The organism is Mitsuaria sp. TWR114, from assembly GCF_007997345.1.
This window is the reverse complement of sequence record NZ_VOSR01000700.1, coordinates 1-7,767: the sequence shown is the minus strand read 5'-3', so window position 1 is coordinate 7,767 and position 7,767 is coordinate 1. Positions and strand designations below refer to the sequence as shown.

The window sequence follows — 7,767 nt, the reverse complement described above, 5'->3', positions numbered from 1 at the left end:
CTGCTGCCGCGCATCGTCGAGGCCGTCGCGCCCGGCGGCTGGCTGATTTACGAAACCTTTACCGACGGACAGCAGACGATCGGCCGCCCCGCGCGGCCCGAGTTCCTGCTGCGTCCGGGGGAACTGCTGGACGCGGCCAACGGCCTGCGCGTGATCGCCTACGAGGATGGCTTCATCGAGTCGGAGCCGCCCGGCCCTGCGGCCGGCGGCGTCAACGGTCGTTACGTGCAGCGCGTTGCTGCCGTTCGCGACAACCGGCCCGTCGCCAGCGCGCCCACGGCGGACGCCACGGGGGCCGCGCCTGGGGTCTACCCGCGATACCGGTTGCGCTGAGCGCGGAGCCCCGGAAGCGCCCCGGCGCTTCAGTAGAATCCGCCGATCACGAGGAATCCTCAATGAACGCAATTGTTGGCAGCATCGTCGCGTTGGTCACGCCGATGCATGAAGACGGCCGCATCGACTTCGACGGGCTGCGCAGCCTGATCGACTGGCACATCGACCAGGGCACGGACGTCATCGGCGTCGTCGGCACCACCGGCGAGTCGCCCACCGTCACGATGGAAGAGAACCGCGAGGTCATCCGCGTCGCGGTCGAGCATGTGAAGGGTCGCAAGCCGGTCCTGGCCGGCACCGGCGCCAACGCCACCGCCGAGGCCATCGAGCTGAGCCGCTTCGCCAAGCAGGTCGGGGCCGACGCCACGCTGTCGGTGGTCCCCTACTACAACAAGCCCTCCCAGGAGGGCATCTACCAGCACTTCAAGGCGATCGCGGAAGCGGTCGACATTCCGATGATGCTGTACAACGTGCCCGGCCGGACCGTGGCGGACATGGCGCCGGAAACGGCCATCCGCTGCGCGGCCCTGCCCGGCGTCTTCGGCATCAAGGAGGCCACCGGCAACATCGAGCGCGCCGCCTGGCTGATCAAGCATGCGCCCCCGGGCTTCAGCATCTATTCCGGCGACGACGGCACGGCCATCGCGCTGATGCTGATGGGCGGCCGCGGCTCGGTCAGCGTCACGGCCAACATCGCCCCCAAGGCGATGCACGAGCTGTGCATGGCCGCGATCGAGGGCCGCGTGCGCGAGGCCACCGCGCTGCATTTCCAGCTGCTGCCGCTGCACAAGCAGCTGTTCTGCGAGCCCAGCCCGGCCCCGGCCAAGTGGGCCTTGAACAAGCTGGGCCGCAGCAGCAACCATCTGCGCCTGCCGCTGACGCCGCTGACGCCGGCGGGCCAGCAACTGGTCGAAGCTGCCCTGCGCGAGGCCGGCCTGCTCTAATCACCGCCGGCCGGCGCCGCCGGCGGCTCCTTTTCCTTCAGCGGCCGCGGGCCGCAGCGACCTACCTCGAGATCTCCAGCGTGACTCGTTCCCTTCCTGAATCCGGCGCTCCCACCCCGGTGCGCGTGGCCTGCCTGATGGCGCTGGCCTCGCTGACGGCGTGCAGCACGTTCGAGAGCATCACCACCAGCGACAAGGTCGACTACCGCACCCAGGCCAAGCAGACCACCGGCCTGGACGTGCCGCCGGACCTGACCCAGCTTCCGAAGGAAAACCGCCCGACCGGCCCGATCAGCGCCGCGCAGATGGCCGCCCAGCCGAACGCGCAGCGCCAGGCGATTGGCGCCACCGCCGGAGCCCCCGTGGCGCTGGACAAGGCGGGCAACGTCGAGTTCCATCGCCTGGGCAACGCGCGCTGGCTGCACAGCGCGCTGCCACCGGAGCAACTCTGGCCACAGGTCAAGAGCTTCTGGCAGGAGCGCGGCTTCACCATCGAATCCGAGGACCAGAACGTCGGCGTCATGGAGACCAACTGGGCCGAGAACAAGGCCAAGCTGCCCCAGGACTTCATCCGCAAGGCGCTGGGCTCGCTGCTGGATTCGCTGTACTCGACCGGTGAGCGCGACAAGTACCGCACTCGCCTGGAACGCAACGAGCAGGGCGGCACCGACATCTACGTGACGCACCGCGGGCTGGTCGAGATCTACACGAACTCGCAGCGCGACGAGACCGGCTGGCAGCCCCGCCCGTCGGATCCGGAACTCGAGGCCGAAATGACCTCGCGCCTGATGCTCAAGCTCGGCGGCAAGGAAGAAGACGCCAAGACCATGGTCGCGAATGCGCAGCAGCCGGCGCCGAGCTTCGCCGAAGCGCCGCGTGGCGCCGCGCCGCGCTCGCTGGCCGACGTGCCCGACCAGCTGCAGATCAACGAAGACTTCGACCGCGCCTGGCGCCGCGTCGGCCAGTCGCTGGACCGCCACGGCTTCACGATCGAGGACCGCGACCGCAAGCAAGGCCTGTTCTTCCTGCGTTATGCCGACCCGAACCAGGCCGGCAAGGAAGAGCCCAATTTCTTCCAGCGCCTGTTCGGCGCGAAGAGCGCCTCCAGCGCCGTTCGCTATCGCGTGTCGGTCAAATCGGATGGCGGCAAGTCCACCGTCCAGATCCAGGACGACAAGGGCCAGCAGCAGACCGACGAATTGGCCAAGCGCATCCTCCAGTTGCTGATGGAAGACGTCCGCTGATCTGGCCGACGGGCAACCGTACGCCCTCAGTTTGCGCAAAACAAAATCGCCACCCTCGGGTGGCGTTTTTCATGGGCTCGAATATCCAGTCAAATACCAGCGCGCGGGCGATGTTCGCGCCGATACCCTGCACTATGGAGGCGCCAAAGAAAAAGCCGCATGGGCGAACCCATGCGGCTTTCTCAGGACGAGAGATCGTCTTAGTTGCTGGCGGCCGAAGCGGGAGCAGCAGCGTCCGAGGCAGCAGCCGAAGCTTCAACGGCCGGGGCCGAGGCTTCAACGGCGGGAGCCGAAGCTTCCGGAGCGGGCGTCGCCACCGGAGCGGCAGCTTCTTCCTTCTTGCCGCAAGCGGTCAGGGCAACAGCGGCCAGCAGGGAGGCCATCAGAATCGACTTTTTCATACTTGTCCTCAAGTAACTTTTAGACGAACAATCAATTACCGGTAATTAATGAAGTCGTACATGATGACCAGTACGAACTTCAGCAGACCAAGACGCGAGAAACCTCGAGCGCTTCCCTCGCCTAGCCGGCAATTATAGCCACCAGTTTGTAATCGTCTTACAACCCTAGGGTGCTGCTGGCGAACGAATCGGCAGACCGTTGCTCAATTGCGTCAAACCATTCGCGCGCCATGGCTTCTTCGCGGGCATCACGCAGCGCCAGCGACGCCCGCGCCGGCGTCCACAACTTCAAGGTCAGCAATCCGGGTGCCAGCACCACGCCTTGCGGCGTCGGGGTGCTGCGGTCGCCCAGATCCGCCGGATCGAAGGCCCGCGCCTGCACCACATGGTCGTGCAGCTGGCGCCACTGGACGAAACGCGGATGGACGCGGCGCAGCGCTTCATAGTCGAGCGCCGCGAGCAGGCGCAGCCGGCGGTGCGGCAGCGCCCAGCGATGCAGGGCATCCAGGAGCTCCGGATCGGACAAGGGCCAGGCGGCGAAGTCGGTGTCGAGCCAGCAGAGTTCCCGCCCGCCCTGCGACGCGGCGAGCAGCAGCGCTTGCCGCAGCAATTGCCGGACTTCCTCGACGGTTTCCACGAGGCCCGGTCGGAGGTTTTCCGGGATCAGGGGTTCCTGCGACATGTCGAGCTCCTCAGGAAATCACGGTAGGCGACCATGGGGCGGCGACGATCATGCCCGTTCAACCGGGCAGGATCCAACCGTCCTCGGTCCACTGATCGAGCAGGTCGCGCGCGCCTTCGCTGAGGCGGGCCACCTCGGCCACGGACAGCGTCCGCCGATCCGCCAGACGGCGCATGAGGGTCGCGTCGCGCCCGCCGGCGCGGAAGGACTGGCCATTGATGAACACGTGCGCCGCGTCGTACATCATGCGCGTGCGCGGGCTCAACCTGGCGCCCTGCCCTGGCGGCAACGCGTCTCCCGGCTCGAAGAACACCCGCGGCTTCGGCTCCGTCAGCGCCTCGCCCAGCGCCCGCTCCAGCGCAAGCGGCTGGGCCACCGCCTTGAGCACCGCTTCGCGCGCGAAGGCGGTCAGCGCCTCGGGGATTCTTCCCGGTTCGGCGGTGGCCGCCTGGCGGGGATCGACATACATCCGGTCACCGCGCGGCGCCTCCTCGTCGTCGGTCAGGCGCACCAGCAGTTCATTCGCCAGTTCGCCTCGCCAAGGCGAGCGGAAGCCGACCGACGCCGTCATGCAGTCGCCGCCGACGGCGACGCCATCGTGCGCCCATCCCGGCGGGAGGTAGAGCATGTCACCGGGCTCGAGCACGAAGTCCTGCTCCGGCTCGAAGTCGGCGAGCACCTTCAGCGGCACATCCTCGCGCAGCGCGCCGGAGGTCGACACGCCCAGGCGGCCGATGCGCCAATGACGACGACCGCTGACCTGGATCAGGAAGACGTCATAGGAATCGAAATGCGGCCCCACCCCGCCGCCCTCGCTGGCGTAGGAGAGCATCAGGTCATCGAGGCGGGCCTCGGGCACGAAACGGAACCGGCCGAGCAAGTCGTGCGCGGCGTCGACATGCAGGTCCAGGCCTTGCACCAGCAGCGTCCACTGCGGCTTGCTCCAGGCCGGCAGCTTGGGAATCGGTCCCTGGCGCAAGGTCCAGCGATCCCCGGGCTGCTGCGCGACCAGACGCGACTCCACCTCGTCGCTGGCGGCCAGCGCCGCCAGGCCGGCACGGTCGATGGGCGGCTGCACGCCTGGCAGGGCCTGACGCACCAGCAGCGGCTGCTTCTGCCAATGGCGCTTCATGAACTGCGCCGGGCTGAGGCCGCCGAGCAGCGGCAGTCGGGCGTCGATGTCGAGCCCCGACGAGGCGGCGGCCGGCGCCGGCGGGCGCTTCGAGGAGGACGTGGGCTTGGAAGTCATGGGCAGGGATTGTCTGAGAGAATCGCGCGATGCAAATCACTGCCCCCTGCGTCGTCTCCTTGACCTGGAGACTGGAGGACGCCCAAGGCCAATCCGTCGAGGTCCTGGACCCGGCGATGGAGTTCTTCTACGGCGGCGAGGACCTGTTCGCGAAGGTCGAGGAAGCGTTGGTCGACAAGACCACCGGCGACGAAGTCAGCGTCGCGCTCGAGCCCGAAGATGCCTTCGGCGATTACGACAGCGATCTCGTCTGCTTCGAGCCGCGCGAGGTCTTCCCCGAGAACGTCGACGTCGGCATGCAGTTCGAGGGCCTGCCCGAAGGCTCCTCGACGCCCGACATGCCCGCGGACCGCATCTACACCGTCACCGAGGTCTATCCGGAGCACGTGGTGCTCGACGGCAACCATCCGCTGGCCGGCGTCGGCTTGCGCATCCATGTGACCGTCTGCGACGTGCGCGAGGCGACTGAGGAGGAGATCGAAGCCGGCACGCTCGGCGACTCGGGCTTCTCGGTCGTCAGCGGACCGGACCCGGACGAGCCGCTCCACTGAGCCTTGCAAGCCGCCCTGCAAGCCCCGCACCGCGGGGCTTTTTACTTCTGCGCGTCAAAAGGGGCCGCAGCGCTCGAGCAGGGTCGGTCGAGTCGGCGGGGGGATCGACTCGCGTGAGCAGAGGCGGCGATAGAGATCGAACACCTTGGCTTCGAGTTCGGCCGGGCTGCTGCAGGCGCGAGCGCCGATCAGCCGGGCGCGATAGTTGTGGATCTGCTCACGCACGGCCTGCGACCAGCTCCGGGTGTGCGGCGACAGATCGAAGGTGCTGGTGCGCAGCACATGCAGCCAGCCGATCAGGACCTGCTCGGGCAGGTCGGCCAAGGCCTCCGTCAACGAGGCGGGCGGCCGCAGCCGGTTCAGGTAGAGCCGGTGAAGCATCAGCAGCCGGACGACCAGCGCCGGATCGGCCGCCGCGGCCATGGCCAGCGCCTCGTGCGGCGCGCCCAGCGCGCGGCGCTGTTCCTCGACCGGCGCGTTGAACAGCGCGCAGTACTGCAGCCAGGCGTCCTCGAAGCCTGGCACCTCGAGCAGCGCGATGAGATCGGCCGCCATCTCCGTCAGTCCGAACACCGCGCTCAGATGGCTCGCGCCGACGCGCCCGCCCGAGACATCGATCAGCGCGCCGGTCTCGAGTTCATAACCCGCGGTGGCGGCGCTGAAGAAGCCATGCGGCATCGTGGCGACGCTCTGCATGCCGCGCCGGATGCGGTCGCGCCAGCGCGGGTCGCCGCTGCGTTCCCACTCGGTCAGCCAGTTGGCCAGCAGCGCGCCCCAGTCGGTGCCGACGCCGAGCAGTCCGTCGCCGGCACCGCTCGGCCGCGCGCCCAGCTTGCGTCCCGGATCGAGCGTGATCAGCGTGCGGTCCGCGTCGCGCAGCGCGTGCAGCACGTCGCCGATGCGCTCGTCGGCGGTGAGGTAGTGGTAGTGGCGGCGGTACGCGGCGGTGCTGATGCGCAGCTGCTTGGCGCTGTCGCTCCAGTGCAGCACGCCGTGCCGCGTGCCCAGGCCCTGGAAGCGGCCGAGGTGGTAGGTGTCGACCTCGCTGGTGTGGCGCACCATCGCCTCCGCGAAGCGGAAGATGTCCGCCCGCCCGCTGCGCAGGAAGGCGGACCAGAGCCACAGGTCGGGCGAGAGCTCCGAGTTGTCCCAGGCGAAGCCGCCCACGTCGTAGCGCCACTCGTGGCGGTCCTCGTCATAGGTGTGGCGGATGTCGCCGTGATCCCAGAAGCCGGTCCAGCGACGTTGCTCCGCCTCGCCCCGGTAGAAGTCGAAGAGGCTGTCGAGCCGGTCCTCGATCGCGGCCTTGGCCGGCGTGCCGCGGTCGGGCAGCGACCACAGCGGGCCGAAGACCTGCGTGTCGAGGTAGCGGCGCGGCGCGGCCACGAGCCGCGGCGGCGTCTGCACCAGCCGCGCCAGCTGCAGCAGGCGCTCGCGCGATGGCGTCGCGGCCAGCGCGAAGAGCGTGATCTCGTGGCTGCGGCCGACGCCCACCGCGGTGTCGAAGCCCGGCTCGTAGTCCTCGTAGGTCAGCTCGAGGCCCTGGCGCTGCTGCTCGAAGGTGTCTTGCCCGAGGCCGTCGTGGTAAGGCCGCAGGTCCATCGCCGGCGCGTCGGGGCTGTGCCACCACAGCCGCACCTGCGCCGTGTCGGTGTGGGCGCCGCGCACCTCCAGCTGCGCCGGATGGCGCTGCCAGAAGTCGCGCAGTCCGAAGGCCAGGCCACCGCCCGGGCCGCCCACGTAGCCCAGGCCGGCGGCGCGCGCGCCGTCGGCGGCATGGATCCAGGTGTGGCCCGGCCGCGTGCGCTTGCGGATCTGGAAGGCATCCGGCGAGTGCTGGGTGAGGCTGAAGTCGCCCCAGGCGGGGATGTGATCCTGGAGCTCGCGCACCGTCCGCTGCCAGGTGCTGTCGGGCGGGCAGGCGCGGCCCTCGAGCTGCGCGGCGCGGACCTCGGCGCCGGGGTCGCGGCGCAGCCCGGTGAGGCCGCGCACGGCCTCGGCCCACAGGCCCGCGTCCGGGCCCTCGGCCGCGCCGGCGAAACGCAGGTGACGGTCATGCAGCGGGTCGCGCAGCGGCACGTCGGCGATGAGGCCGAGGCCGCGCGGGAAGTCGCGCTGCGGATCGCCGTCGAAGACCCAGCTGTGCATGATGCGCAGCGCGTCGCCGCCGGCGTACAGGTAGAGCCGCAGGTCGAAGGGCAGCCACGCGCGCGCGGCGGCATCGGCAGCGGAGCCGGTGGCCGTGGTGCTGGTGGCTGTGGCCGTTGCGGTATCGGTGGCAGTGTCCGGGAGCACGCGATGGCGGCCGCGCAAGCGCAGCACCGCGCGGTGCTCGCTCTGCTCGATCGTGCAGGGGCCGCGAG

The 7,767-nt window shown here is 69.4% G+C and carries 7 protein-coding genes and 1 pseudogene; 4 read left to right on the top strand and 4 right to left on the bottom strand.

The genetic code is table 11. The features are described 5' to 3' along the window. The 3 genes and pseudogenes from FUT87_RS22695 to bamC form a co-directional block, all read left to right on the top strand. Positions 1-333: pseudogene (locus FUT87_RS22695) on the top strand (SAM-dependent methyltransferase); the annotation flags it as partial. A gap of 62 nt (positions 334-395) precedes the next feature. Continuing rightward, on the top strand, positions 396-1,277 hold the full coding sequence (dapA, locus tag FUT87_RS22690) for a 4-hydroxy-tetrahydrodipicolinate synthase (RefSeq protein WP_147242474.1): 882 nt from the start codon (positions 396-398) through the stop codon (positions 1,275-1,277). An 80-nt stretch (positions 1,278-1,357) separates the two neighbouring features. After that, positions 1,358-2,521, top strand: a complete 1,164-nt coding sequence (gene bamC, locus FUT87_RS22685) for an outer membrane protein assembly factor BamC (protein ID WP_255511970.1) — start codon at positions 1,358-1,360, stop codon at positions 2,519-2,521. 200 nt (positions 2,522-2,721) lie between these two features. Here bamC and FUT87_RS22680 read toward each other — a convergent pair whose 3' ends face one another. The 3 genes from FUT87_RS22680 to FUT87_RS22670 form a co-directional block, all read right to left on the bottom strand. Continuing rightward, positions 2,722-2,922, bottom strand: coding sequence for a hypothetical protein (locus FUT87_RS22680; protein WP_091724179.1), 201 nt, complete (start codon positions 2,920-2,922; stop codon positions 2,722-2,724). 157 nt (positions 2,923-3,079) lie between these two features. Then, positions 3,080-3,604 (bottom strand): hypothetical protein, encoded by a 525-nt coding sequence (locus tag FUT87_RS22675; RefSeq protein ID WP_091724176.1) that lies wholly within the window; start codon positions 3,602-3,604, stop codon positions 3,080-3,082. A 58-nt stretch (positions 3,605-3,662) separates the two neighbouring features. Further along, complete coding sequence (locus tag FUT87_RS22670) at positions 3,663-4,736, bottom strand: JmjC domain-containing protein (RefSeq protein WP_255488762.1); 1,074 nt, start codon at positions 4,734-4,736, stop codon at positions 3,663-3,665. 146 nt (positions 4,737-4,882) lie between these two features. Here FUT87_RS22670 and FUT87_RS22665 point away from each other — a divergent pair, with 146 nt between their 5' ends. Further along, positions 4,883-5,404, top strand: coding sequence for a peptidylprolyl isomerase (locus FUT87_RS22665; RefSeq protein WP_091724170.1), 522 nt, complete (start codon positions 4,883-4,885; stop codon positions 5,402-5,404). A 54-nt stretch (positions 5,405-5,458) separates the two neighbouring features. On the opposite strand, the gene FUT87_RS29205 is transcribed toward FUT87_RS22665, so the two are convergent. Then, the coding region (locus FUT87_RS29205; protein ID WP_186830711.1) for a hypothetical protein at positions 5,459-7,767 on the bottom strand (2,309 nt) is incomplete at its 5' end.

Bases quoted from the DNA above. Each gene is read 5' to 3' on its own strand.
- FUT87_RS22680 (WP_091724179.1), bottom strand. From the start codon at position 2,922: ATGAAAAAGTCGATTCTGATGGCCTCCCTGCTGGCCGCTGTTGCCCTG.
- dapA (WP_147242474.1), top strand. From the start codon at position 396: ATGAACGCAATTGTTGGCAGCATCGTCGCGTTGGTCACGCCGATGCAT.
- FUT87_RS22665 (WP_091724170.1), top strand. From the start codon at position 4,883: ATGCAAATCACTGCCCCCTGCGTCGTCTCCTTGACCTGGAGACTGGAG.
- FUT87_RS22670 (WP_255488762.1), bottom strand. From the start codon at position 4,736: ATGAAGCGCCATTGGCAGAAGCAGCCGCTGCTGGTGCGTCAGGCCCTG.
- FUT87_RS22675 (WP_091724176.1), bottom strand. From the start codon at position 3,604: ATGTCGCAGGAACCCCTGATCCCGGAAAACCTCCGACCGGGCCTCGTG.